Origin of the sequence: Janthinobacterium sp. PAMC25594 (genome assembly GCF_019443505.1) — a bacterium.
Classification (GTDB): domain Bacteria; phylum Pseudomonadota; class Gammaproteobacteria; order Burkholderiales; family Burkholderiaceae_D; genus Janthinobacterium.
In genome coordinates this window covers 906,433-928,816 of record NZ_CP080377.1, presented here as the reverse complement: position 1 = coordinate 928,816, position 22,384 = coordinate 906,433, and the positions used below count along the sequence as shown (strand labels likewise).

Sequence of the window (22,384 nt, the reverse complement as noted above, 5' to 3'; positions counted from 1 at the left end):
ACAGCCAGGAGGAAGCGCGACATGACAGAGATCAATCCAATCAATGCCGGCAGGCGCGGCGTGCTGATCGCCGGCGCGTTGTCGGCCACGGCCGTGGCGGTTCCCGGCGTGGCGGGAGCGGCGGAAGCGGTCAACACGGCCAGTGTTTCTCCGCCGCCGGTGTTGATGAAAGTCAACCTGGACATCAACGGCCAACGCCGCAGCCTGGAACTCGACACGCGCACCAGCCTGCTCGACGCCTTGCGCGAACACCTGCAGCTGACGGGCACCAAAAAGGGTTGCGACCACGGCCAGTGCGGCGCCTGCACGGTGATCCTCGACGGCCAGCGCATCAATGCCTGCCTCACTCTTGCCGTGATGCATGACGGCGCCCGCATCACCACCATCGAGGGGCTGGGCACGCCCGACAAGCTGCACCCGATGCAGGCCGCCTTTATCGCGCATGACGGCTTTCAATGCGGCTACTGCACGCCGGGGCAGATCTGCTCGGCCGTCGCCGCGCTGGCAGAGATCCGTCAGGGCATCCCCAGCCACGTCAGCGCGGACTTGAACGCGGCCCCCTCGGTGACGCCGGAAGAATTGCGCGAACGCATGAGCGGCAACCTGTGCCGCTGCGGCGCGTATTCCAACATCATCGAAGCCATCACCGAGGTGGCGGGGAGGCCCGCATGAGAGTATTCAGCTACCAGAAGGCGGCCACGCCGGCCGAGGCGGCGGCCGCCGCCTTGCACACGCCGGGCGCGCGCTTCATCGCGGGCGGCACGAATCTGCTCGATCTGATGAAACTGGAAATCGAAACGCCCGCGCATTTGATCGACGTGAATGGCCTCGCGCTCGATACGGTGGAAGCCACAAAGGATGGCGGCTTGCGCATCGGCGCCCTGGTGCGCAACACGGCGCTGGCCGCGCACGCCACAGTGCGCCGCGATTACGCGGTGCTGTCGCGCGCCTTGCTGGCCGGCGCCTCGGCGCAACTGCGCAACAAGGCGACGACGGCCGGCAACTTGCTGCAGCGCACGCGCTGCCCCTACTTTTATGATACGAACCAGGCGTGCAACAAGCGCGTGCCGGGCAGCGGCTGCTCGGCCATCGGCGGCTTCAGCCGGCCGCTGGCCATCCTGGGCGGCAGCGAGGCCTGCATCGCCACGCACCCGAGCGACATGGCCGTGGCCATGCGCGTGCTCGACGCCGGCATCGATACGGTACGGGCCGACGGCAGCACGCGCAGCATCCCCATCGCCGATTTTTACCGCTTGCCGGGCAACACGCCGCAGCTGGAAACCGTGCTGCAGCCGGGTGAACTGATCACCAGCGTGACCTTGCCCCGGCCTATCGGCGGCACGCACGTCTATCGCAAGGTGCGCGACCGCGCCTCGTATGCGTTCGCGCTGGTGTCGGTGGCCGCCATCATCTTGCCCAACGGCACGGGCCGACTGGCCCTGGGCGGCGTCGCGCCGCAGCCGTGGCGAATTTCTAGCGCCGAGCAGGCGATGCCGAATGGCGCGGCCGCCGTCAGCGAGCGCCTGCTGGCCGGCGCCCATCCCACTGCCGACAACGGCTTCAAGCTGATCCTGGCGCAGCGCACGATTGCCGCCGTGCTGGCGCCAGCACCCGACCAGAAAGGCTAGGGCCATGAAATTCACGACACCCGCCACGACGAACCCCATCGACCAGTTGAAAGTCGTGGGCCGCCCCACGGACCGCATCGACGGCCCCCTGAAAACCACGGGCACGGCGCCGTACGCGTATGAACAACACACCGCCGCGCCGCACGCCGCCTACGGTTACGTCGTCGGCGCGGCGATTGCCAAAGGGCGCATCGTCTCGCTTGACACCAGCGCGGCGCGCCGCGCGCCGGGGGTGCTGGCCGTGGTGACGGCGCAATCGGCAGGCAAGCTGGGCAAAGGCAAGATGAACACGGCGCATCTGCTCGGTGGCCCGGACATTCAACATTACCACCAGGCCATCGCGCTGGTGGTGGCGGACACCTTCGAGCAGGCGCGCTCGGCCGCGCAGTTGCTTGACGTCAAGTATGTCGAGCAGCCGGGCGCCTTCGACCTGGCCAAGGCAAAAAACTCGGCGAGCAAGCCGAAGGATGGCAAGCCCGACAGCAAGACGGGCAATTTCGCCAGCGCGTATGCGAATGCCCCCGTGCGCCTGGACGCCAGCTACACGACGCCCGACCAGTCGCACGCCATGATGGAGCCGCACGCCTCGATTGCCGCCTGGGAAGGCGATACATTGACGCTGTGGACGGCGAACCAGATGGTGGACTGGGGCCGGGGCGACCTGGCCCGCACTTTGGGACTGCCGAAAGAGCAGGTGCGCATCGTCTCGCCCTACATCGGCGGCGGTTTCGGCGGCAAGCTGTTCGTGCGCGCGGAAGCCTTGCTGGCGGCGCTGGGCGCGCGCGCGGCGCAGCGGCCCGTCAAGGTGGCCCTGACGCGGCCCCTGATGTTCAACAACACGACGCACCGGCCCGCCACCATCCAGCGCCTGCGCCTCGGCGCCACGCGCGACGGCAAGATCACGGCCATCGGCCATGAATCGTGGTCGGGCGACTTGAAAGGGGGGCAGCCGGAAACGGCCGTGATGCAGACGCGGCTGCTGTACGCGGGGCAGCACCGCATGACGGCCATGCGCCTGGCCGTACTCGATTTGCCGGAAGGCAACGCCATGCGCGCGCCGGGCGAGGCGCCGGGGCTGATGGCGCTGGAAATCGCCATGGACGAGCTGGCGGAGAAATTGAACATGGACCCCATCGTCTTGCGCATCCTGAACGACACGAAAGTGGACCCGGAAAAACCGGGCAGACCGTTTTCCCAGCGCCGCCTGATCGACTGCCTGCGCACGGGCGCCGTGGAATTCGGCTGGAAAGAGCGGCAAGCGCGGCCCGGCACGCGGCGCGACGGCCGCTGGCTGGTGGGCATGGGCGTGGCGGCCGCCTTGCGCAACAACCTCGTCATGCAGTCCGCCGCCAGGGTGCGCCTGGACGGTGACGGCATCGTCACCGTCGAGACCGACATGACGGACATCGGCACGGGCAGCTACACCATCATCGCGCAGACGGCGGCGGAAATGCTGGGCGTGACCTTGAAGCGGGTCGTCGTGCGCCTGGGCGACTCGGATTTCCCCGTCTCGGCCGGTTCGGGTGGGCAGTGGGGCGGCAACAGCTCGACGGCCGGCGTGTACGCCGCCTGCGTGCGCCTGCGCCAGGCCATCGCCGGCAAGCTGGGCTTCGATGAGAAGGAAGCGCGTTTTTCCGATGGGCAAGTCAGCCAGGGTGAACGCAGCGTACCGCTGGCGGCGGCAGCCGCGCATGGCGACGTCGTCGCGGAAGACCATATGGAATACGGCGATCTCGACAAGAAATTCCAGCAATCGACATTCGGCGCACATTTTGTCGAGGTGGGCGTGGACGTCGACACGGGCGAAGTGCGCGTGCGGCGTATGCTGGCCGTGTGCGCGGCCGGCCGCATCCTGAACCCGAAGGCGGCGCGCAGCCAGGTGATCGGCGCCATGACCATGGGCGTGGGCGCGGCCCTGATGGAAGAACTGGTGGTCGACCGGCGCCGTGGCTTCTTCGTCAACCACGACCTGGCCGGCTACGAAGTACCCGTGCATGCGGACATTCCGCACCAGGACGTCATTTTTCTCGATGAAACGGACCCCATGTCCTCGCCCATGAAAGCCAAGGGCGTGGGCGAGCTGGGCATTTGCGGCGTGGCGGCCGCGATCGCCAATGCCGTCTACAATGCCACGGGCGTACGCGTGCGCGACTATCCGCTGACCCTGGACAAGCTGCTGCGGGGGCTTCCCGAGCTCGCCTAGCCACCTTGCGCGTGACAATGCGTGTATTTTTGGTAATTTTCAAGTGCTATGCTCGGAACGCATGTTGCGGGGCAAGTTCCCGACCCGCAAGGTCATGCGCCAGGAGAATGCATGAACAGATCATCAATGCCGCCACGTATCCTCATCGTCGATGACGAGCTGGCGCACATGCGCGCGCTGTGCGACACCTTGCGGGGACAGGCCTACGACACGACGGGGCTCGTTTCGGGCGAGGCGGCGCTGTCCCTGCTGGCCGTCGAATCGTTCGACCTGCTGCTGGTCGACCTGATGATGCCGGGCATGAACGGCATTGCCGTGGTGGAAGCGGCGCGGCAGATCGATGCGGACCTGGCCTGCATCATCATGACGGGCGAAGGCACGATCGCCTCGGCCGTGCAGGCCATGCAGGCGGGTGCGCTCGATTATGTCGTCAAGCCGTTCAAGGTGTCGGGCATTTTGCTGATACTGGCGCGCGCGCTGGAGACGCGCCAGCTGCGCATCGCCAATGCGCGCCTGGAATTGCTACTGCGCCAGCACACGGACGAACTCGACGCGATGAACCAGGATTTGCAGCTGGCGCGCGAAGTGGCCGAGCGGGCGAACCAGGAAAAGACCAATTTCCTGTCCAGCATGAGTCACGAGCTGCGCACGCCGCTCAACGCCATCCTGGGCTTTTCGCAGATGCTGATGTCCGATTCCATCCCCTCGACGGCGCAGGAAAAGAAAATCTTTGCCTCGCACATCTTCGGCGCGGGCCGGCACCTGTTGACTTTGATCAACGATATTCTCGATATCGCCAAAATCGAGTCGGGCAATATGTCGCTGTCGATGGAGCCCGTGGACCTGGCCGGCATCTACCACGAATGCTGGCAAATGATGGAACCGCTGGCGCGCAAGCGCGGCATCACCTTGACGTTCGTCGAGGCGGTCGGCTTGCATGTGCTGGCCGACCGTACGCGCCTCAAGCAGGTACTGCTCAACTTGCTGTCGAACGCCGTCAAGTACAACCGCGAACAGGGCGAAATCCACGTCGATTGCCAGCCCGTCGATGCACGGCAGTTGCGCCTGTCCGTGCGCGACACGGGCGGCGGGTTGAGCGCCGCGCAGCTCGAAGCGCTGTTCCAGCCCTTCAACCGCCTGGGACGCGATGCGCGCGACGAGGAAGGCACGGGCCTGGGGCTGGTGGTCAGCAAGCGCCTGGCCGAAGCCATGCAGGCCAGGCTGGGCGTGGCCAGCACGCCCGGACGCGGCAGCACCTTCTGGCTCGATATCGCCAGTTGCCCAGCGCGCCAGCCGCTGCAGGAAAGTGCGCCCCTGTCCGCCATTGCCCGGCCCGCGGAACCGGTACGGCTGCCGGACCGCAAGACGCTGCTGTATGTGGAAGACAATCCCCTGAATCTGGCCCTGGTGGCGGGCCTGATCCATTTTCGCCCCGACCTCGACCTGCTGTCGGCCGGCGACGGCCAGACGGGCCTGGACCTGGCGCGCCGCCACCTGCCGAAGCTGATACTGATGGACAGCGACCTGCCCGACATCAGCGGCACGCAAGTCATGCAGCTGCTGCGCGCCGACGCCCGCACCGCGCATATTCCCGTCATCGCGCTGACGGCCGTGGCCGGGCCGGGCGATATCCGCCAGGGACTGGCGGCGGGCTTTTACCGCTACCTCACCAAGCCGCTCGACGTGCTGGCGTTTTCCGAGGCCGTCAACAGCGCGCTGGAGTCGGCCACGGCGCAGCGCAGCGCATGAACGGCGCGGCGCCGGTGCGACGGGCGATCTGGCTGACGGCCATCGCGCTGTTGCTGGCGCTGGCCGCGGCAGCCATCTGGCGGCTCAATGCCCGGCCCGCTGCGCCGCCCGTCCCGGTGGAAGTGCTGCGCCTGGCCGTGAATGCGGAATACGTGGGCAGCTGCCCCGTACTGGCCGCGCGCGCACACGGTTATTTCGCGCGCGAGGGCATCGACGCGCGGCTGCAACCATATTCGTCGGGCAAGGCGTCGTTGGAAGCCGTGCTGCAGGGCAGGGCCGACCTGGGCACCGTGTCCGACATCCCCGTGGTGCTGGCCAGCCTCAAAAACCAGTCCGTCGTCATCATCGCCAGCATCTTCGAGGCCGAGCGCGACCACGGCATCGTGGGACGCCTGGACCGCGGCGTGTCCACGCCCGCCAGCCTGAAGGGCAAGCGCATCGGCGTGACCCTGGGCACCTCGGGCCATTTCACGCTGGACGCTTTCCTGAACCGCCAGAAGCTGCTGCCCGCTGAGGTCACCTTGCGCAACTACGCGCCGGACCAGCTGGCCGGTGCGCTGGCGCGCGGCGAGGTCGACGCGGCGGCCGGCTGGGAACCCTTCCTGACGGGCATGACGCATGCCATCGCGGGCAAGGCGGCCATCTTTTATGGCGAGGACGTGTATGCGGGCCTGTTCAATGTGGCCGGCACGGGCGACTTTGTGCGCAGCCACCCGGCGACGATGCGCAAGGTGCTGCGCGCGCTGCTGGCCGGCGCGCGCTTTTGCCGCGACGAGCCCGACGCCGCGCGCGCCCTGTTTACCACGGCGTCGGCCGGCGAGGCGGCACGCCTGCAGGCGGCCTGGCACGGTTATCAGTTCGGCATCGTGCTCGACCAAGGTTTGCTGCTGGCGCTGGAAGACGAGGCGCGCTGGGCCATCAAGAACCGGCTGGCCGGCAGCGGCGACATGCCGAACTTCCTCGATGCCGTCTACCTGGACGGCCTGGAAGCCGTGGCGCCATCGGCCATGACGGTCATTCATTGAGAAAGCCACCGTGAAAATCGTAACGCGCTTCAAGCTGGCCGAACTGTTTTGCGTGCTGCTGGTGGCCATCATCGTCGCCGTGCTGTTCTCCACCACCATGGCGATGCAGCGCGAACTGGCGAAGAACAAGGCCGCAGGCGATATCCTGCAAGCCGTCACGTCGCTGCGCTACCTGTCGATCGAATATGCGCTGCACCATGGCGCGCGCACGCGGGCCCAGTGGCAGCTGCGCAGCGAATCGCTGGCCACGGGCTTGCTGGCCAACCCTGCCTTCAGCACCGGCGAGGAGCGCGCGCTGCTGCGCGAATTGCAGGGCGACCTGGCCGGCGTGGGGACCCTGTTCGAGCTGTTTGTGGCGAATCACCGGGAACTGGGGCAGGACCCGCAGCGGCGCGAGGTGCTGGGCGAACTGGAGTCGCGCCTGTCCGGCCAGATCATGGGCAAGGTGCAGGGCATGATCTCGGACGCGATGCGGCTGTCGGAATTGAGCCGCCAAGGCGTGCTCGATGCGCAGCAGCGGGCCAATGTCGCCGTGATGCTGTTTGGCGGCATGATCATCGCCCTGGTGGCCGGCCTGATCTATTTCACCATGACCAGCGTCACGGGACCGCTGGAAAAGCTGCGCCAGGGCACCCTGATCGTCGGCGCCGGCAAGCTCGATTTTGCGCTCGGCGTGCACACCAGGAATGAGATCGGCGACCTGGCGCGCGCCTTCGACGGCATGACGGAAAAGCTGCGCCGCACCACCGTCTCGCGCGATGAGCTGGCGCACACGAATGCCGCCCTGGAAACGCAGATCGCCGAGCGCCAACTGGCCGAGCGCAAGGTGCACGAGCAGCTCGAGCGCCTGAACCTGCTGCAGCAGATCACGCGCTCGATCGGCGAGCGGCAGGACTTGCGCAGCATCTTCCAGGTGGTGGTGCGCAGCCTGGAAGACCAGTTGCCCATCGATTTCAGCTGCATCTGCCTGTACGAACCGTCGCAGCACGCGCTGCAGGTGACGTGCGTGGGCGTGCGCAGCGAGGCGCTGGCGCAGTCGTTCATGATGGGCGAGCAGGCGCACATCCCCATCGACGAGAATGGCCTGTCGAGCTGCGTGCGCGGCAAGCTCGTGTATGAAGCCGACATCGCCGAAGTGGCGTTTCCGTTTCCGCAGCGGCTGGCGCAAGGGGGGCTGCGCGCCCTCGTCATGGCGCCCCTGCTGGCCGAGAATACGGTGTTCGGCATCCTGATCGTGGCGCGCCATGCCGCGCACAGCTTTACCAGCGGCGAATGCGAATTCCTCAGCCAGCTGAGCGAGCATGTGGCGCTGGCCGCCAACCAGGCGCAGCTCTACGGCGCGCTGCAGCGCGCGTATGACGACTTACGCCAGACGCAGCAGTCGGTGATGCAGCAGGAGCGCCTGCGCGCGCTGGGACAGATGGCCAGCGGCATTGCGCACGACATCAATAATGCCATTTCGCCCGTGGCCCTGTACACGGAATCGCTGCTGGAGACGGAAACCAATCTCAGTCCGCAGGGCCGGCATTGCCTGGAAGTCATCGAGCGCGCCATCGACGACGTGGCCGCCACCGTGGCGCGCATGCGTGAATTCTACCGCCAGCGCGAACCGCAGGTGGCGCTGTCGCCCATCGACGCCAACCTGGTGGTGCAACAGGTGCTGGACCTGACGCGCGCGCGCTGGAGCGACATGCCGCAGCAGCGCGGCATCGTCATCGCCCTGCGCACGGAGCTGGCGGACGGCTTGCCCATGCTGCCCTGCAGCGTGGGCGAAATCCGCGAAGCGCTGACCAACCTGGTCTTCAACGCCGTCGACGCCATGCCGGAAGGCGGCACCCTGAGCGTGCGCACCAGTTGCGCCGGCGCAGCGGGAGAGGCGCGGCAGGTGCGCATCGAGGTGGGCGACACGGGCATCGGCATGGACGACAATACCCGCCGCCGCTGCCTGGAGCCGTTTTTTACCACCAAGGGCGAGCGTGGCACGGGCCTGGGCCTGGCCATGGTGTACGGCATGATGGAGCGCCACGGCGCCAGCATCGACATCGTCACGGCGCCGGGGCAGGGCACGGCGGTGCGCCTGGATTTTCCCGCCTGCGCCGCGGACGAAAGGGAGGATGCGCCCGACACGGCCCACGTGGTGCCACCGCGCCTGCGCATCCTGGTGGTGGACGACGACCCGATGGTGCTCAAGTCGCTGCGCGACATCCTGGAAATCGATGGCCACGAGGTGGTGTCGGCCGATGGAGGCCAGGCCGGCATCGACTGCTTCCAGGCCGCATACGAGCGGCATGAATACTTCGCCGTGGTCATCACGGACCTGGGCATGCCCCACGTGGACGGGCGCAAGGTGGCCAGCGCGGTGCGCCAGTGCTCGCCGGCCACGCCCATCATCATGCTCACGGGCTGGGGCCAGCGCCTGGCGGCCGACAGCGACTACCCCGAACACGTCGACTGCGTGCTGGGCAAGCCGCCCCGGCTGAAGGAATTGCGGCGCGCCTTGAATGCGGTCATGTCGACGGCCTAGCCTGCCGCGGCATCTCTCATCGCTGAAAAAACCAGCCAGGACCAGCTGACTCGTCGAGCACGGCGCCTGCCTGTCCAGGCAGCAAATGGCGCACGACCTGGTATTTATCCGCAGCGATTACGTTTTCATACCGGGCAATAAGCTGCTCGGCATCTTCGGCATACCCTTCGGTGCCCGGGACAGAGGATGAATGCATGTGATGGCGGATGTCAAATTGGGGTGATATTGACTGGATAATACCGCTATTTCTCAAGGTCCGGTCTTCGCCCCATGATGCCTGGGCGCCAGCGATATCCGGGCTGCCAGGATAACTTTGCCGAGTCTGTCGATGCCGTCAACAAGATGACGGACATGGATGCCTGCCGCGCCATCGACGGCGCGCGCTGGCAAACCGCACGAGATAAAATTGCCATATGGAAATATTTAATATATTATCTTTTATGGCAATATTAGTTATGTTGAATTAACTAATGTTTCGATGAAACCTACTTTGAATCTGGATTTCTTGTGCGTAAAGATAGTGTGCGTGGTGTATTGAGTGTCTTGCTGGCTGCCGCCAGCGTGAGTGCCTGGGCGGCCGGGGCCGGTGACGAAGTCGTGGCGAAGCAGGCGGTGGAAACCCCGGTGGCGCAGCCTGTCGTCGCGGAAGCGGCCGCCGTGCTCACGGTTGCGAAACTGAGCCTGATATCGTCGGGCGAGCAGATGGTGGTGGACTACGGCACCAGTGGCAGCGCGCAAGAGTGCAAGGACTTCACGCCGGTGGGCAAGGTGTATGACGCCACGACCTTGCGCGAAAAATTGTTGCCGTTTATCTCGAAGATGGTCGAGCGTTCGCGGCGCATGACGGGCGTGCTGCCGGAAGTGGAGAAGACGCTGACGGCGGGCGCACCGGTCTGGGTGCAGGCTTACGCCGACTGGCCGGCCGAACACGGCTTGCGTGCCGGTTCCTGCGGCCCGCTGACCTTGCAGTTGACGCCGGAAGCGGGCAAGAAATATCAGGTGGAATTCCACTTCCTGGGTGAAAACAAGTGCAAGCAGGTGCTGTTCGATGTGACGGATCCGGCGGCCAAGCAGGAAATCGAGGCGCCCGTTACCGCGGCCTGCACGGCGCCGAAAAAATCGCTGTTCGGCCTGTTTTAAGCTTCGTTGCGGGCGACGCTGGCCAACTTAACAGAATGATAGTTTCGTTCCGCTATACTGACGGCCCGACATCGTAGCCCGAAAATTATCATGGACTTGAGTACCCACGCCGCCGTCGTCAATTGCGAAGCGTATCGCGATGGCAGGAAGATCGCCCATTTCGACATCGACAAGGTGGGCGACTTCCTCGGCGACCCCGATTGTTTCGTGTGGATAGGCCTGGCCGGTCCCGATGGCATCGCCATGCAGGCGCTGGAGTCCGCTTTTGGCTTGCACGAACTGGCCGTCGAGGATGCGCAGGGCGCGCACGAGCGTCCCAAGCTGGAAGAGTACGGCGACACGCTGTTCATGGTGATGCACACGGCTACCCTGGACGGCGGCGCCATCGTGTACGGCGAAACCCACGTCTTTCTCGGACCCCGCTTTATCATCACGGTGCGCCATGGCGCCTCGGCCGGTTATGCAAAGTTGCGTGAGCGCAAGGAAAGCGTGCCCGAGAAACTGGCCAGAGGCCCTGGCTACGTGCTGTATTCCATCATCGACTTCATCGTCGACCAGTACCAGCCCTGCATCGACCATTTGCAGTCGCGCTTCCAGCACTACGAGCTGCAGCTGTTCCAGCCCAGTCTCTCCGAAGACAAGCTGCAGGATTTCTACCAGCTCAAGACGGAACTGCTCAAGCTCGACGCGGCCGTCAATCCCCTGCACGACATCTGCACCCAGCTGATTCGCTTCCATGGCGACATCGTGCCCAAGGAAAACCGCATCTATTACCGCGACATCCTCGACCACGTCAAACGCGTCACGCACACGGCGGGGCAGATGCGCGAGCTGGTCAATTCGGCCATGCAGGTGGCGCTGGGACAAATCTCGATCCGCCAGAACGAGGTGGTCAAGCGCCTGGCCGCCTGGGCCGCCATCCTGGCCGTGCCCACCATGGTCTTCAGCCTGTACGGCATGAACTTCGAATTCATGCCGGAACTGAAGTGGCGCGGCAGCTATCCGGCCGTCATCGTCGTCATCATCGCCGGCTGCTACTGGCTGCACCGGCGCCTGAAGCGCGAGGGCTGGCTGTAGCCGGCAGGCCCGCCGCGTGGCCGAAGGGCGGTGCCCGTTACAGCATGCGCTGGAAGACGCCGTCCTTGTCCAGCAGCAGATGCTTGAGGCCGGCAAGGGCGTGCAGGACGATCAGGGCGGCCAGGGTCCAGGCGCCCAGTTCGTGCAGTCCGAAGCATTGTTCGGCCAGCGCGTGGTCGGGCACGAACCAGCGCGGCAGGGCCAGGCCGAAAAAGGCCACGCCGCTCTTGCTCAGCAGCGCACCGGCCAGGCCCGCGGCCGGCACCAGCAGCATGCCCGCGTACAGCAAGCCGTGGCCCAGGCGCGACAGGCGCGCTTGCCACGGTGCCACGGACGGCGGCAGGCTGGCCGGCCTGTGGCCCAGGCGCCAGGCGGCGCGCGCGGCGAGCAGCAGCAGGAGCAGCAAGCCCAGCGATTTATGCAGATTGAAGTACACCTCGCTGCCGGGATCGTCCTCGACCTCCATCATATACCAGCCCAGGGCCAGCATGGCGGGGATCAGCACGGCCATCAGCCAGTGCAGCAGGCGCGCCGGGGCGGCATAGCGCCAGCCTTGCGTCGTCAATTTCTCGGTATTCATGGTGTTTCCTTGTCGTTGTGTTGCGTGGATGATGCGTCTGGCCGCCAGCGGTTAAGATAGGGGGCTGGCATGGGAAGCAGCCGAAAGTGGACGATGGATCGATGGTCGCCCGCAGATGTTAAGAAGTTCTTAATGTCCGGCGCCTACGCTGCCAGCATGAAATCCCGGACACGACAGCCAGACAGGACAGGCCACGATGCGCATATTGCTGACAGAAGACGACCCTCAGCTGGGGCGCGCCACGCAGATGGGGCTGGAGCAGGCCGGCTATGCGGTCGACTGGGTGCAGTCGGCCGAAAGCGCGCACATGGCCGTGCGCCTGCACCGCTATGGCTGTCTGTTGCTCGACCTGGCCCTGCCGGGCGAGGATGGCATGCAGGCGCTGGCGACCTTGCGCCGTGGCGGCTATGACGGGGCGATCCTGATCGTCACGGCGCGCGATCAGATCGTCGACCGCGTGACGGGCCTGGACGCGGGCGCGGACGACTTCATCGTCAAACCCTTCGACCTCGATGAGCTGGCGGCGCGCATGCGCAGCGCCTGCCGCCGCGCGGCCGGGCGCACGCACGAAGAACTCGTGCACGGCGATATCGTCATCGACGTCGCCGCGCGCCAGGTGCGGCAGGGCGGCGTGGCGGTGCCCGTGACGGGCAAGGAGTTCAGCATCCTGTTGATGCTCGTCGAGCAGCGCGGGCGCATCCTGAGCCGCGTGCAGCTGGAAGAGGGCGTCTACAGCTGGGGCGAGGAAATCGACAGCAACGCGCTGCAGGTGCATATCCACCATTTGCGGCGCAAACTGGGCAAGGCGCTGATCCGCACCGTGCATGCCATCGGCTACAGCATCGACAAGCCCGCTACGCCCGATATGCCCGAGATGCAGGCGTGTCCATGATGCCCATCCCGGGTAGCGCGGGCGCATGGTCGCTGCGGCGCACGCTGCTGGCCGTGCTGCTGGGACTGACGTTTACCTTATGGGGCTTCAGCGCCGCCATCGTGTATCTGGAAGCGGGGCGCGAAAGCCAGGAACTGTTCGACCAGTCGCTGGCCGAGACGGGCCATTTGCTGCTCGCTTTGGCCGAGCACGAGGTGCAGGAGCATGGCGCGAGCGCGTCGCTGGTGATGCCGGTGGCGCAGAACCGCAACCACCGCCAGTATCTGCTGTTCCAGGTGTGGGATGCGCAGCAGCGCCTGCTGTACAAGAACGCCGGCGCGCCGGACCAGGCGTTCGCCGCGCCGGCCGATGTGGGCTACAGCTGGCACGACAACGACGGCCGCCTGTGGCGCATCTACACGAGCTGGAATCACAACGCGCAGCTGCAGATCCAGGTGGCGGAACCGGCCAGCCACCGCCAGGAAATCAGCAGCCGCTTCGCCCTGAAGCTGCTGGTCATCGGCTTGCCGATGGCCGCCCTGGCGGCGCTGGCCATCTGGTGGAGCATCAACCGCGTGTTTCGCGCCCTGCGCCGTAGCGCCGATGAAGTGGCGCTGCGCACGCCCGACGATCTTGCCAGTGTCAGCGTGACGGGCGCGCCGCTGGAAGTGCAGCCGCTGCTGCAGGCCATCAACCGCCTGTTCGTGCGCGTGCGCCAGACGCGCGAGCAGGAGCAGCGCTTCACGGCCGATGCCGCGCATGAACTGCGCACGCCGCTGGCGGCCATCAAGACCAACCTGCAGGTGCTGCAGCGCGCGCGCAGCGATGCCGAGCGCAAGGAATCGGTGATGGGCCTTGGCCTGAGCGTGGACCGCGCCACGCGCCTGGTGGCGCAGTTGCTGACCTTGTCCCGGCTCGACCCGCAGTCGCAGCCGCCGCCCGACCTGCCCGTGCTGGACCTGGCCGCCGTGCTGGCCGACCAGCTGCCCGCCTGGATGGCGCAGGCGCAGCGCCAGGATCTGCTGCTGCGGGCCGACCTGGCCACGGCGCCGTGCCGTTTGCAGCCGGACCATGTCCTGATCCTGGCGCGCAACCTGATGGACAATGCCATGCGCTACACCCCGGCCGGCGGCACGCTGGCGCTGGAATGCCGCACCGAGGCCGATGGCGTGCTGCTGCGCGTGAGCGACACGGGACCCGGCATCGCCGAGCAGTTGCGCGAGCGCGTGTTCGAACGCTTTTTCCGCGCCGCCGGCGCGCAGCAGCCGGGCAGCGGCCTGGGCTTGTCGATCGTGCGGCGCATCGCCGAAACGCATGGCGCCAGCGTGCAGCTGGCCGCCGGGCCCGATGGCGCGGGCCTGGTGGTGACGGTGCGCTTTCCCGCGCCCGCCGACGCGGCCATGCATACCTAAAGGAGAAAATATGCCATTGCGACACCGCGAGTTTCACCGGATGGACAACGTGGGCTGGCTGCGCGCCGCCGTGCTGGGTGCCAATGACGGCATCGTCTCGACGGCCAGCCTGGTGCTGGGCGTGGTGGCGGCGCACGCCACGCACGATAGCATTCTGGTGGCCGGCGTGGCCGGCCTGGTGGCGGGCGCCATGTCGATGGCCACGGGCGAATATGTCTCGGTGCAGTCGCAGGCCGATACGGAACAGGCGGCGCTGGAGCGCGAGGGCGGCGAGCTGCTCGGCGATCCGAAGGGGGAGCTGCACGAGTTGACGCACATTTATGTGGCGCGCGGCCTGAAGCCGGCGCTGGCTGCGCAAGTGGCCAGGGCGTTGACGGCGCACGATGCGATCGGCGCGCATGCGCGCGATGAACTGGGCATCACCGAGAGCATGCGCGCGCGTCCGCTGCAGGCGGCGCTCGCTTCGGCGCTCAGCTTTGCCGTCGGCGCGGCGTTGCCGCTGCTGGTGGTGTTGCTGGCGCCGTTGTCCATGCTGGCGCCAGCCATCGTCGTGGCGTCGCTGCTATCGCTGGCCTTGCTGGGCGGCCTGGCCGCCAGGGCCGGCGGCGCGCGCGTGGGCCGTGGCGTGCTGCGCGTGGTGTTCTGGAGCGCGCTGTCGATGGCGGCGGCATCGGGCATCGGGGCGCTGTTCGGCGCCACGGCAGCCTGACGCTGTCAGTGCGATACCAGCACCGGCAACGTCATGTCCTGCAGCACCGTGCGCGTGACGCCGCCCAGCAGCGCTTCGCGCAGGCGCATGTGGCCGTAGCAGCCCATCACGATCAGGTCGCACTGGCGCTGCGCGGCCATGGCCAGCAGGGCCGCGCCCACGTCCTGGCCCGGCGGCGTGTCGTGCTGCAGCACCTCGACGTTGACGCCGTGGCGCGCCAGGTACAGGGCCAGGTCGGCACCCGGCTGCTCGCCGTGCGCGGCCGGCTGGGCGTGCGAATTGACGACGGCCAGGGTCACCTGCCGCGCGCGTTGCAGCAGCGGCAGCGCATCGGTGATGGCGCGCAGCGCTTCGGCGCTGCCGTTCCAGGCCAGCAGCGGATGCTGCGCGCTGCCCGATAGCGCGGCGGACGGCGCGTGCGGCACCATCAGCACGGGCCGGCCGCAATGGAGCATCAGGTATTCGGGCGTGCCGGCGATGACGCGCGAGGGCGTATCCTGCGCGTCCGTCTGGCCGAGGATCAGCAAGTCGCAATAGCGCGCCTGCAGCAGCAGCGCGCCTTGCGCATCGTCGTCGACGAAGCGCGTTTCGTAGGTGCCCAGGCCTTCTTCGCGGGCGATGCGCTCGAAGTCGTGCAAGGCCTCGCTGGCCTGGCTGCGCAGCGCCTGCATCTGCGCCGGCGCAAACTGCAGCGCGTTGACGCCGCCGCCATACGCATAGCGCGAGATGCCGCTCATGGCCGAACCGATCAGGTGCGCGCCTTCGGCGACGGCCAGGCGCACGGCCAGGCGGATGCGCTGGGCGCAGTGGCGGGAATTGTCGACGTGGACCAGCAGGGTAGTGTAGGGCATGGCGTTTTCCTCGGTTGTCGGAAGTCGGTTGTCAAGTCTGCAGCACGTAGTTGCCCGGCGCGTCGCCCAGGTCGGGCCCCATGGCCGGCGGCGCCACCTGCGCGCCCGAGCGCTCCGCCAGCCAGGCTTGCCAGGCGGGCCACCAGGAACCGTCGTGGTGCGGCACGTCGCGCTGCCAGCTGTCCGCGTCGATGTAGGGCGCATCGTGGGAGTGCGTGGCCAGCTGGTAGCTGCGGCGCGCCTGGCCCGGCGGCGAGACCACGCCCGCATTGTGGCCGCCCGAGGTGAGCAGGAAGGTGACGTCGGTATCGGTCAGCAGCTGCAGTTTATACACGGAGCGCCATGGCGCCACGTGGTCCGTCAGGGTGCCGACGGCAAAGATGGGGGCATCGATGTCGGGCAGGGCGATGTGCCGGCCTGCCGTGCGGTAGCGCCCTTCGGCCAGGTCGTTGTGCAGGAACAGACGGCGGAGGTATTCCGAATGCATGCGGCAGGGCATGCGCGTGGCATCCGCATTCCAGGCCATCAGGTCGCTGTCCTGCTCATCGAGGCCGAGCAGGTAATGGCGCAGCCGGCGCGACCAGATCAGGTCGTTCGAACGCAGCAGCTGGAAGGCGCCCGCCATCTGCTTCGTATCGAGATAGCCCTGCTTCCACATGGCCGCTTCCAGGAAGCTGACCTGGCTGTCGTCGATGAACAGCGACAGTTCGCCCGGTTCCTTGAAGTCGACCTGCGAGGCCAGCATGGTGAGGCTGGCCAGACGCGCATCGCCGTCGCGCGCCATGCTGGCGGCGGCGATCGCCAGCAGGGTGCCGCCCAGGCAGTAGCCGGCCGCGTGCACCTGTGGCGCGCCCGTGATGCGGGCAACGGCGTCGAGCGCGTCCATCACGCCCAGCTGGCGGTAGTCTTCCAGCGACAGCTCGCGGTCTTCTTCCTGCGGATTTTTCCAGGAAATCATGAACACCGTGTGGCCCTGGTCCACCAGGTAGCGCACCAGCGAATTGCGCGGCGACAGGTCGAGGATGTAGTACTTCATGATCCAGGCCGGCACGAACAGCAGCGGCGTGGCATGCACGGTCGCTGTCGCGGGGGCGTACTGGATCAATTCGATCAAGTCGTTGCGGTAGACCACCTTGCCGGGCGTGACGGCCACGTTCTCGCCTGCCTTGTAGCTGCGCGCATCGGGCGCATGCGCGCCCATGGCGGCGCGGCGCCAGTCGTCGGCCAGGTGCTGCGCGCCGTTCGCCAGGTTGGCGCCACCGCTCGCCAGGGTTGCCTGCTGCACCACGGGATTGGTCAGCAGGAAGTTCGACGGCGCCAGCATGTCGAGCCACTGGCGCACGGTGAACGTGACGACATCTTCGTGGTGCGGCGAGACGCCGCGCACGCCCGTGGTGGCGCGGTGCCACCACTGCTGCTGCAGCAAGAAGCCCTGGTAGGCCAGGTTGTACGGCCAGCGCTGCCAGGCCGGGTCCTCGAAGCGCCGGTCCTGCGGCAGCGGGGCGATGCACGGCGGCGCACTGGCGCTGCCGCTCTGCGCCGGCTGCAGCGCCGATTGCAACGCGTACTGCTGCCAGCGGCCGATCTTCTTCCACGCTTCCTGCAGCAGGGTCAGCTGCTTCGATGGCGCCAGCGCCAGGTGGCTGAGCCAGTCGGCATAGGCGTTGCCCAGCGCGGCCGGCGAAATGCCGCCCGTGAACTTGCCCAGCCAGGCGTTCAGCAGCAGGTCCAGGGTGGCGCCTTCCGGCGCGCTCTCCGGATAGTCGGGCGCTGGCACGCCTTGCCAGGCGCTGCCCAGGCGCTCATGTTCAACGGTTTGTTCCGCATTGCTCGGCTGCGTCTTGCTCATTCAGCACTCCTGTCATTTTTTTACAGGATAGCAAGAGCTTGTTCAAAAAATTATGATCTACATCAAGTTTGCCCGGATGCGTGCAGCGTCCCGCCTGTCGCCTGGATGGCCGCGTCCGTTTCCTGCATGAACAGCCGCAACTGTTCCTCCAGCGCAGCGAGCCGCGCCAGCAATGCCGCCTGCGGAGCCTGTGCCGCTTCGCGCTCGATGGCGGCGGCGATTGCGACGGCGGGGATGGCATGGAAGTTGGCCAGCAAGCCGGCCAGGGTATGTGCCTGCCGGCTCGCGGTGGGCCGGTCGTCCGCCTGCAGGGCTGCGCGCAAGGCGGCCAGCTGCTCCGGCAAGCCGGCCAGGAAGGAGGCGCCGATGATGCCGATCACGTCGGCGTCGGCGTTCGCCAGCGCGGCGCCGTAGTCGAAGCGTGGCGCGCTGCCGCTTGCCATTACTGTCGTGGCCGGCGTCATGGCGGGCGGCGGCGTTGGCTTGCTGATGTGCGACACATGCTGCTCGATCAGGCTCTGGAGGGCTGCGGTGCGGAAAGGCTTGGACAGGTAATCGTCCATGCCGCCGGCGATGCAGCGTTCGCGGTCGCCTTCGAAGGCGCTGGCCGTCATGGCGATGATGACGCTCTTCGGCATGCCTTGCGCTTCGCGCTGGCGGATCTGCGCGGTGGCTTCGAAACCGCCCATTTCCGGCATCTGCAGGTCCATCAGGATCAGGTCGAAATGGCTGGCGGCCTGGCGGTCGAGCGCTTCGCGGCCATTCGCCGCATGCGTGACCCGGTGGCCCGCATTCGACAGCAGCACGGTGGCCAGTTCGCGGTTCATGGCGTTGTCCTCGACCAGCAGGATGTCCAGGCTGGGCGAACCTTCGCGCACGCTATGGCGCGTCATCACCGGTGTTGCGCCGGGCATGCCGCGGCAGGTGCCCAGCACGCTCATGGTGATGGCCAGCAATTCCTCGGGGCTGGCCGGCTTGAGCAGGTAGCCGTCGATGCCCAGTTCGCGGCAGCGCGCCGCGTCGCCCAGGCTGCCGCTCGACGATAGCATGACGATGGGCACCTGGCTCCAGTGGGGCAGGGCGGCCAGCGCCGATGCCGTGTCGAAGCCATTCATGCCGGGCATGGCAAAGTCCATGATGATGCAGTCGGCCGGCAGGGCGGTGCGGCAGTGTTCCAGCGCCGCCTCGCCCGACTCGCAGGCGGTGACCATGGCACCGCTGTGCTCGAAGATCTTGCGCAAAATGGTCAGGCTGCTGGAATTGTCGTCGACCAGCAGGATCGCCCGCGCCGCCAGCGAGGCGCCGGGCGGCGGCAGGCAAGGCTGATGCTCGCCGATGGGCAGGGCCAGGTCCACGCTGAAGCTGCTGCCCTTGCCCAGTTCGCTCGACAGGCCGATGCTGCCACCCATCATCGTAACCAGGCGGCGCGTGATCGACAGGCCCAGTCCCGTGCCGCCGAAGCGCCGCGTGGTCGAACCGTCTTCCTGCTGGAAGGCGTCGAAGACGGCCTCCTGCATGTCGGCGGCGATACCGATGCCGGTGTCGCGCACGCACAGCTGCAGCCGGGCCATGCCATCGCCGCTGGCGCACAGCCGGGCACTCACGGTGACCTCGCCGCGCGGCGTGAACTTGATGGCGTTGCCCGCCAGGTTGGTGAGTATCTGGCGCAGCCGGCCAGGGTCGCCGAGCAAGGTGTGCGGCAGCGCGGGATCGATGTCGAGCACCAGTTCCAGGCCGCTGGCCTGGGCCCGCATGGCGAGTGCGCGCATGGTTTCCTGCATCAGCTGGCGCAGCTTGAAAGGGATGCTTTCCAGCGTCAGCATGCCCGCCTCGATCTTCGAGAAATCGAGGATGTCGTTGATAATGCACAGCAGGGCGTCGGCCGAAGCCTTGACGATTTCCAGGTATTTGCGCTGGTGGACGTCGAGTTCGGAATCGAGCACCAGGTCCGTCATGCCCAGGATGCCGTTCATCGGCGTGCGGATCTCGTGGCTCATGTTGGCCAGGAATTCGCTCTTCGAGCGGCTGGCCGATTCGGCCACTTCCTTGGCCAGCAGCAGCGCGCGCTCGGCCGCCTTTTGGCTGGAAATGTCGACGATGGTGCCAACCAGGCCGTGCAGGCTGCCATCGGACTTCAGCAGGGCCGCCTTGCTGTACAGCACATCGACCTGACGCGCGCCGACGCTCAGCCGGTCCTCATACGTCTGGTTGCCCCGGTCCTGCAGCAGCTCCAGGTCGCGCTGCAGCACTTGCTGCGCCTGCTGCTGCGGCAGGATGTCGGCCACCGTCTTGCCCAGGATGTCCGCTTGCGCGCGTTGGAAGAAGGCGCAATAGGCGCGGTTGGCGCGCAGGTAACGGCCTTGCACATCCTTCAGGTACAAAGGGATAGGAATGGTCTCGATCAGCGCGTCGACAAAGTTGAGGTTGTGCCGCAGCTCGTGCGCCGCCAGACGCCGTTCCGTGATGTCGGTCAGGCTGCCGGTGATGCCTGCCAGCCGCCCCAGGCCATCGCGCTCGGCGCGCGCGCACACATCGATCCAGCGCACGTCGCCGTCGCGGGTGACGTAGCGCGCTTCATGGCGCATGCTGTCCACATGGCCACCGAGCAGCTGTGACAGGCCGGCGGCGGCGCGCTCGCGGTCGCGCGCATCGACGAATTGCAGCACATTCTTGCCCAGGCTGTCGGCGGTGCCGAAGCCGGTGATGGTGTGCCAGGCGGGGTTCAGGAAGGTCCAGGCGCCGTGCAAGTCGGTACGAAAGACCACTTCATTGAGGCTGTTGACGACGTTGCGGTATTCGCGCTCGCTTTTCGCGATGGTCTCGGCCATGCGTTTGCTGTCGCTGATTTCCGTGCGGATGGCGATGTACTGATAGGGTTCGCCGGCGGCGTCGAGGAAGGGCACGATGGTGGCGTCGACCCAGTATTGCCCGCCATCCTTGGCGTGGTTGCAGATTTCGCCATGCCAGACCTGGCCCGTGGTGATGGTTTGCCACATCTGCGCAAAGTAGGCGTCAGGATGCGTATGCGAATTGATCAGGCGGTGCGTCTGGCCGACCAGCTCTTCGCGCGCGAACCCGCTGATGGCGCAGAACTTGTCGTTGACGTAAATGATGACGCCGGCCGTGTCGGTGATGCTGATAATGGCATGCTGGTCCATCGCAAAGCGCTGGTTCTGCAGTTCGATGCGGCGCAGTTCCTGCTGCGATACCAGCTTGGCCAGCAGCACCGAGAGGCCCTCGATATCGCCTTCCTGCGGCAGGTGCAGGCCGGAATCGTCGTTGTCGAGCAGGCGCACGGCCGCCACGCGCAGCGATTGCAGGACGCGGTTGCGGCTGGCCAGTTCCGTGCGCAGCAGGTCATTCGTCATGCTCAGTTCGGTCGAACTCAGCTCCAGGCTGCGCGAGCGCAAGTCCAGGTCGCGTTCAGCCTGTTCGTAGCTGCCGTCGATGCGCAGCAGCAGGGCCGGCAGGCCGGCCAGGAAAGCGGCCAGTTCGGGCGGCGTGCCCGCTTGCGATCCCAATGCCTGGGCCTGTTCCAGCAAGGCGATGCAGGCGTTTTCCGAGTCGATGTCGCAGACGCGGCTCAATTGGCGTGCCAGGGTGCGGTTCATGTTTCGCTCAGCACAGTCACGGTCATCGTCTGGTTATGCAGCTGGCATGCGCCATGCGGCTGCGTGATACCGATTTCGCCGTTGGAGTAAAAACCGGCGATGCAGGTGGCGCCGCTGCCCAGCACCTCGGCCACCGCTTCGACCTCTTCCTCGACCCGGTCGCCCATGACCAGCTTGCGCCCCACGCAGCTGACCAGCAGGGCCAGCTGGTCGCCCAGCGTATCGGCGTGGCGCTGGACATTGCGCGCGGCCATTTCGGCCCCGTCGATCAGCCGGTTGGTACTGGAATGCATCAATTTCAGGTAGCCGTCGGCGAGGATGTCGCCGGCCAGTGTCAGCGAACCCTGTTCTTCATCGACGGCGAGGATGGTGCGAAACACATTGCTTTTTTCATGCGCCGCCGTGAGCATTTCAAACGGAAACAGCAGCCCCGAGCCGGGCAGGTCGCACGCATAGTCGCCCAGGTACAGCTTGTAGATGTCCAGCGCCCGCGCGCCATCGAGGCCATACAGCACGTTGCCGACGCAGCGCGTCACCTTGCGCGCGGGACCGAACGCTTCCCAGCCCGCATGGCTGCCGTAGCCGAGGCGGATATGCTCGCCGTACAGGCCGACGGCCACGATGGTATTGTCGGCCGCGCCGCGCGGACCCAGGGTCCAGGTCTGGCGGAAGGCGCCGCCGTCGGCCGCCAGCCCGCCCGATATGGTGACGCCCGGCGGCAGATTTTCCTGCAGGCCGGCGATCAGGGCACTGCCGTTGATGGCCACGCCCGTGCCCAGCATGAAGACCGCCGCCAGGCCATCCCGCGGCAGCGCCTGTGCCAGGCGCTCGCCCGCCTCGTGCGAGTCCGCCATGTCGCAGATGATGGCGTCGGCAATCGCCACCGTGGTGTGCGCGAAGCCGATGGCGGTGATGACGCAACTGTCGTCGTAGACGCGCTTGCCGGCGATCTCGCCGGCCGTGGAGCAGCCGGCGATCACGGCGCCGGGCAGTTGGCGGCGCAGCGCCGCCGTCAGTTCGGGGGTGGAAAAATAGGCGCAGGCGCCAAAGACCAGCACCAGCTGCGGCTGCATGGCGGCCAGGGGCGCCAGTGCGGCATCGATGTCGGCACGGTTTTTCAGGATCAGTTGTTGCACGCGCATGGCAGGGTCCTCG

Annotated in this window: 16 protein-coding genes; 11 read left to right on the top strand and 5 right to left on the bottom strand. The window is 66.7% G+C overall.

Annotated elements, in window-relative coordinates:
• Positions 1 to 21: 21 nt before the first annotated feature.
• The 8 genes from paoA to KY494_RS04020 all read left to right on the top strand — a co-directional run bounded on the left by paoA (position 22) and on the right by KY494_RS04020 (position 11,346).
• Positions 22 to 672 carry an aldehyde dehydrogenase iron-sulfur subunit PaoA gene (paoA, locus tag KY494_RS04055; RefSeq protein WP_219135344.1) on the top strand — a complete coding sequence of 217 codons (651 nt, stop codon included), beginning with the start codon at positions 22 to 24 and terminating at the stop codon, positions 670 to 672.
• Positions 669 to 1,628 (top strand): xanthine dehydrogenase family protein subunit M, encoded by a 960-nt coding sequence (locus KY494_RS04050; protein ID WP_219890005.1) that lies wholly within the window; start codon positions 669 to 671, stop codon positions 1,626 to 1,628. The genes paoA and KY494_RS04050 overlap by 4 nt, the downstream gene beginning before the upstream one ends.
• 4 nt (positions 1,629 to 1,632) lie before the next feature.
• Positions 1,633 to 3,831 carry an aldehyde oxidoreductase molybdenum-binding subunit PaoC gene (gene paoC / locus KY494_RS04045; protein ID WP_219890004.1) on the top strand — a complete coding sequence of 733 codons (2,199 nt, stop codon included), beginning with the start codon at positions 1,633 to 1,635 and terminating at the stop codon, positions 3,829 to 3,831.
• A gap of 111 nt (positions 3,832 to 3,942) precedes the next feature.
• On the top strand, positions 3,943 to 5,580 hold the full coding sequence (locus KY494_RS04040) for a response regulator (protein ID WP_258194651.1): 1,638 nt from the start codon (positions 3,943 to 3,945) through the stop codon (positions 5,578 to 5,580).
• Positions 5,577 to 6,605 carry an ABC transporter substrate-binding protein gene (locus KY494_RS04035; RefSeq protein WP_219890003.1) on the top strand — a complete coding sequence of 343 codons (1,029 nt, stop codon included), beginning with the start codon at positions 5,577 to 5,579 and terminating at the stop codon, positions 6,603 to 6,605. The genes KY494_RS04040 and KY494_RS04035 overlap by 4 nt, the downstream gene beginning before the upstream one ends.
• A 10-nt stretch (positions 6,606 to 6,615) precedes the next feature.
• On the top strand, positions 6,616 to 9,129 hold the full coding sequence (locus KY494_RS04030; RefSeq protein ID WP_219890002.1) for an ATP-binding protein: 2,514 nt from the start codon (positions 6,616 to 6,618) through the stop codon (positions 9,127 to 9,129).
• A 507-nt stretch (positions 9,130 to 9,636) separates the two neighbouring features.
• Positions 9,637 to 10,269: a hypothetical protein gene (locus KY494_RS04025; protein ID WP_219890001.1), complete on the top strand. Its 633-nt coding sequence runs from the start codon at positions 9,637 to 9,639 to the stop codon at positions 10,267 to 10,269.
• Positions 10,270 to 10,359: 90 nt separating this feature from the next.
• Positions 10,360 to 11,346: a magnesium and cobalt transport protein CorA gene (locus KY494_RS04020; protein ID WP_219135337.1), complete on the top strand. Its 987-nt coding sequence runs from the start codon at positions 10,360 to 10,362 to the stop codon at positions 11,344 to 11,346.
• Between the two features lie 37 nt (positions 11,347 to 11,383).
• On the opposite strand, the gene KY494_RS04015 is transcribed toward KY494_RS04020, so the two are convergent.
• The gene (locus tag KY494_RS04015) at positions 11,384 to 11,926 is read right to left on the bottom strand and encodes a cytochrome b (RefSeq protein WP_219890000.1); all 543 of its coding nucleotides are present in this window, start codon (positions 11,924 to 11,926) and stop codon (positions 11,384 to 11,386) included.
• Between the two features lie 196 nt (positions 11,927 to 12,122).
• Between KY494_RS04015 and KY494_RS04010 the strand changes: the two genes are divergently transcribed.
• From KY494_RS04010 to KY494_RS04000, 3 genes are read left to right on the top strand one after another with little or no spacing between them, the layout of a single operon-like run.
• Positions 12,123 to 12,818, top strand: coding sequence for a response regulator (locus KY494_RS04010; RefSeq protein WP_219889999.1), 696 nt, complete (start codon positions 12,123 to 12,125; stop codon positions 12,816 to 12,818).
• Positions 12,815 to 14,209, top strand: coding sequence for an ATP-binding protein (locus KY494_RS04005; protein ID WP_219889998.1), 1,395 nt, complete (start codon positions 12,815 to 12,817; stop codon positions 14,207 to 14,209). Before KY494_RS04010 ends, KY494_RS04005 begins: the two co-directional genes overlap by 4 nt.
• 10 nt (positions 14,210 to 14,219) lie before the next feature.
• Positions 14,220 to 14,918 carry a VIT family protein gene (locus tag KY494_RS04000; RefSeq protein WP_219889997.1) on the top strand — a complete coding sequence of 233 codons (699 nt, stop codon included), beginning with the start codon at positions 14,220 to 14,222 and terminating at the stop codon, positions 14,916 to 14,918.
• A 5-nt stretch (positions 14,919 to 14,923) separates the two neighbouring features.
• Here the strand turns inward: KY494_RS04000 and KY494_RS03995 are convergent, their stop codons facing one another.
• The 4 genes from KY494_RS03995 to KY494_RS03980 all read right to left on the bottom strand — a co-directional run bounded on the left by KY494_RS03995 (position 14,924) and on the right by KY494_RS03980 (position 22,371).
• The gene (locus tag KY494_RS03995; protein ID WP_219889996.1) at positions 14,924 to 15,769 is read right to left on the bottom strand and encodes a universal stress protein; all 846 of its coding nucleotides are present in this window, start codon (positions 15,767 to 15,769) and stop codon (positions 14,924 to 14,926) included.
• Between the two features lie 31 nt (positions 15,770 to 15,800).
• Positions 15,801 to 17,618: an alpha/beta hydrolase gene (locus KY494_RS03990; RefSeq protein ID WP_219889995.1), complete on the bottom strand. Its 1,818-nt coding sequence runs from the start codon at positions 17,616 to 17,618 to the stop codon at positions 15,801 to 15,803.
• Positions 17,619 to 17,680: 62 nt separating this feature from the next.
• Positions 17,681 to 21,229: a response regulator gene (locus KY494_RS03985; protein WP_219889994.1), complete on the bottom strand. Its 3,549-nt coding sequence runs from the start codon at positions 21,227 to 21,229 to the stop codon at positions 17,681 to 17,683.
• Complete coding sequence (locus tag KY494_RS03980; RefSeq protein ID WP_219889993.1) at positions 21,226 to 22,371, bottom strand: FIST signal transduction protein; 1,146 nt, start codon at positions 22,369 to 22,371, stop codon at positions 21,226 to 21,228. Before KY494_RS03980 ends, KY494_RS03985 begins: the two co-directional genes overlap by 4 nt.
• Between the last annotated feature and the right edge of the window lie 13 nt (positions 22,372 to 22,384).

Bases quoted from the DNA above. Each gene is read 5' to 3' on its own strand.
- paoA (WP_219135344.1), top strand. From the start codon at position 22: ATGACAGAGATCAATCCAATCAATGCCGGCAGGCGCGGCGTGCTGATC.
- KY494_RS04050 (WP_219890005.1), top strand. From the start codon at position 669: ATGAGAGTATTCAGCTACCAGAAGGCGGCCACGCCGGCCGAGGCGGCG.
- paoC (WP_219890004.1), top strand. From the start codon at position 1,633: ATGAAATTCACGACACCCGCCACGACGAACCCCATCGACCAGTTGAAA.
- KY494_RS04040 (WP_258194651.1), top strand. From the start codon at position 3,943: ATGAACAGATCATCAATGCCGCCACGTATCCTCATCGTCGATGACGAG.
- KY494_RS04035 (WP_219890003.1), top strand. From the start codon at position 5,577: ATGAACGGCGCGGCGCCGGTGCGACGGGCGATCTGGCTGACGGCCATC.
- KY494_RS04020 (WP_219135337.1), top strand. From the start codon at position 10,360: ATGGACTTGAGTACCCACGCCGCCGTCGTCAATTGCGAAGCGTATCGC.
- KY494_RS04015 (WP_219890000.1), bottom strand. From the start codon at position 11,926: ATGAATACCGAGAAATTGACGACGCAAGGCTGGCGCTATGCCGCCCCG.
- KY494_RS04010 (WP_219889999.1), top strand. From the start codon at position 12,123: ATGCGCATATTGCTGACAGAAGACGACCCTCAGCTGGGGCGCGCCACG.
- KY494_RS04005 (WP_219889998.1), top strand. From the start codon at position 12,815: ATGATGCCCATCCCGGGTAGCGCGGGCGCATGGTCGCTGCGGCGCACG.
- KY494_RS04000 (WP_219889997.1), top strand. From the start codon at position 14,220: ATGCCATTGCGACACCGCGAGTTTCACCGGATGGACAACGTGGGCTGG.
- KY494_RS03995 (WP_219889996.1), bottom strand. From the start codon at position 15,769: ATGCCCTACACTACCCTGCTGGTCCACGTCGACAATTCCCGCCACTGC.
- KY494_RS03990 (WP_219889995.1), bottom strand. From the start codon at position 17,618: ATGAGCAAGACGCAGCCGAGCAATGCGGAACAAACCGTTGAACATGAG.
- KY494_RS03985 (WP_219889994.1), bottom strand. From the start codon at position 21,229: ATGAACCGCACCCTGGCACGCCAATTGAGCCGCGTCTGCGACATCGAC.
- KY494_RS03980 (WP_219889993.1), bottom strand. From the start codon at position 22,371: ATGCGCGTGCAACAACTGATCCTGAAAAACCGTGCCGACATCGATGCC.